This window comes from Paenibacillus sp. 1-18 (genome assembly GCF_000520755.1).
Taxonomy (GTDB): domain Bacteria; phylum Bacillota; class Bacilli; order Paenibacillales; family Paenibacillaceae; genus Paenibacillus; species Paenibacillus brasilensis.
The window spans coordinates 1-2271 of sequence record NZ_ASSB01000261.1 but is presented as its reverse complement, the minus strand read 5'-3'; the positions used below and the strand labels follow the sequence as shown (position 1 = coordinate 2271).

At 41.8% G+C, this 2271-nt stretch carries 4 protein-coding genes and 1 pseudogene; 2 read left to right on the top strand and 3 right to left on the bottom strand.

Annotated elements, in window-relative coordinates:
* Positions 1–862, top strand: a pseudogene (locus L693_RS0116560) (transcriptional regulator); the annotation flags it as partial.
* Positions 863–999: 137 nt separating this feature from the next.
* Here the strand turns inward: L693_RS0116560 and L693_RS30670 are convergent.
* The 3 genes from L693_RS30670 to L693_RS0116545 are packed head-to-tail and all read right to left on the bottom strand — an operon-like array spanning position 1000 to position 1810.
* Positions 1000–1158, bottom strand: coding sequence for a hypothetical protein (locus L693_RS30670; RefSeq protein ID WP_197029981.1), 159 nt, complete (start codon positions 1156–1158; stop codon positions 1000–1002).
* A gap of 13 nt (positions 1159–1171) precedes the next feature.
* A complete protein-coding gene (locus L693_RS0116550) occupies positions 1172–1537 on the bottom strand; it encodes a type II toxin-antitoxin system HicB family antitoxin (RefSeq protein ID WP_025718381.1) in 366 nt (121 codons plus the stop codon).
* 45 nt (positions 1538–1582) lie between these two features.
* Positions 1583–1810 carry a type II toxin-antitoxin system HicA family toxin gene (locus L693_RS0116545; RefSeq protein ID WP_025718380.1) on the bottom strand — a complete coding sequence of 76 codons (228 nt, stop codon included), beginning with the start codon at positions 1808–1810 and terminating at the stop codon, positions 1583–1585.
* Between the two features lie 113 nt (positions 1811–1923).
* Between L693_RS0116545 and L693_RS0116540 the strand changes: the two genes are divergently transcribed.
* Entirely contained in the window at positions 1924–2214 is a 291-nt protein-coding gene (locus tag L693_RS0116540) for a hypothetical protein (RefSeq protein ID WP_442950183.1), read from the top strand.
* Positions 2215–2271: the final 57 nt, after the last annotated feature.

Genomic DNA, 2271 nt, shown 5'->3' with positions numbered 1-2271 from the left:
TGAAATAGACCAGCTTGACGCATTGAAGGATTTGGCTAACGTGTACAGGTCTTTACGTAAATGGGACAAGGTAGACGAAATGGCAAGGCAAATGAGAGCTAAAGCAGAAATCCAATACACTTGGAAACAACAACAGAAGAACAAGGAAAGCGCTGCTACTGCTAAGAAGTTAAGTCGTCCGTTGTTTGTGTATATTACCTATGCCGATTTGTTGTGTGCAAGTGTCTGTGAAGCCCAAGGCGATTATCAACAAGCTCTACAATATACATATGCCTACGCCGATTTAGATTGGGTAAAAGAGACGGACGAGGATACCCTGCATTGGATCGAGTTGTATCAAGATTGGGCGCAAGCTAACATTGTCGCAAATAAGCTTTTATCTGGAGATATAAGTGTGCTACATGATTATGTTGAATATATTGGTGCACCATCAGATACATCTGAACAAGATAAGGTTGCCCAACTGTTGAACATTATGATGGCGGCAAACCGATACGAAATAGAAGTGGATGATGTGCTTTCAAGGTTTAAAAAAGACATTGATGCCTTTACTCAACTCCCATCATCTACTGATATGTACACCCGACAAGTAATACCAGAACAGTTTGCACGATTTGGTTATGAATTGGCTTATTATTGTTTACATCGTGGTATGTTCAGTGATGGCTTCAAATATTTGATGAATGCAATGCTAAAGTCGCATATAATAAATAATGAAACTTATTTTATAAACTGTTTGGGGCTTTTCGTGAAGTTTAGAAAGCATGCAGTTCCTGAGTTCAAGGAAGAGTTTCTAAATCTTATTGAAAGGGTGTGGTTAGATAATGTTGAAAAAAGTAGCTTTTCTAATCATTGCGGCTAGTTTTTTGTTTATTGTTACTGTACCTGTTCAGACGAATAGCCATAATCCAATGATACAAGTGCAAGATCAACAAGGAGGTTCTTAAACGTCAGTAAAGCAAAAGCTCTGCTAACCTTATGGTCGGCAGAGCTTTTGCTTTAATCATTCCGATGCGCGTATATTTCCTCCGCCTCGTAAGTGGTTTTGAAATCAAACTCGAAGTATACTGCGCGAGTAACTTCTCTTATTTTTTCGTCCTCCCAACCCTGTCGGCGCAGAGCTGATATGATGTATCCAAGGCAGGCGTTATTACTCATTGCATATCCCTCCTTATTTACTCAATTTGTACAGGCAGTATTGATTAAGGGAAACATTTTCGGCTGCAGCTCGTTCGGATAACTGGCGGTGCAGACTCTTGGGAACACGAAGGTTAAACTTACCGCTGTATTCGTCTTCTCCTACTGGTTCGGGTATATCGTCCCCATATTCCAGTTTAACGGACAGATACCCCCTCATGGCCTCACGCACACTCTCATAAGCTTCTGCAAAGGTATCCCCGTCACTTTGGCAACCGTCTAGTTCTGCTACAGTAGCAAAAAAGTATTGGCCGCTTTCGTCGTTCATTGGTCTGATCTGGATTGTATACGGAAGCGCCATGTAATACGCTAAATCTTTATGCTGATTATTATTTGCCATTATATATCGGCTAGGATATTATGTGGAATAAGGAAAGGGGAGCGGTTACTCCCCAATCCGACCCAGTACGTCTTTGACGTATGCCGCCTTCAACGGGTTTTTCTTTTTGATAGTGATTAGGTCACCTTTATCATTCCGGAATTGGCAATGTGACGTTCCATCGTGTCTTGCCTTTATGTATCCGTAATGCTCAAGTACCTTTTCAGCCTCTTCAAATCGAATCCCGTTAGGGCGGTCTTTCATTTTCTGGATCAACTTATCTATCCTAGCCATGTCTCACCTCCTACATATATAGTACCATATATAGTACCAAAATACAAGAGGGTAATGGAAAAATATTCTGAGTTTAATAAGAACGTGTGTTTGTATATAATAGTAACAAAGGAGTGATCGCTTTGTTACCAGACATCGAACGCAAACTACTGCGGATACTGTACAACTATTCAGCAGGCCGTAGACGCTTACCAACGATGAAGGAACTTGAGATAAAGACAGGAAGGAGTACAGAGGACATTAAAGCGGGACTGTTGGCTTTGGAACAAGACAACTATATTGTATGGGAAGATAAGACAGACACACGCCATATCGTAATCACAGAGGGCTGGGACAGGGACCCGAAGATTGCCACACCACCAACGCCGCCTGGAGCTGCAAATAGGTATTTTACAGAACATTAAAACCCCGGATTGCTCCGGGGTTCAGATTGTCGAGAAACCCTGTCTTTGGAGACGAGG

Excerpts from the sequence above, each read along its gene's own strand:
- L693_RS30670 (WP_197029981.1), bottom strand. The coding sequence starts at position 1,158 with ATGAGTAATAACGCCTGCCTTGGATACATCATATCAGCTCTGCGCCGA.
- L693_RS0116550 (WP_025718381.1), bottom strand. The coding sequence starts at position 1,537 with ATGGCAAATAATAATCAGCATAAAGATTTAGCGTATTACATGGCGCTT.
- L693_RS0116545 (WP_025718380.1), bottom strand. The coding sequence starts at position 1,810 with ATGGCTAGGATAGATAAGTTGATCCAGAAAATGAAAGACCGCCCTAAC.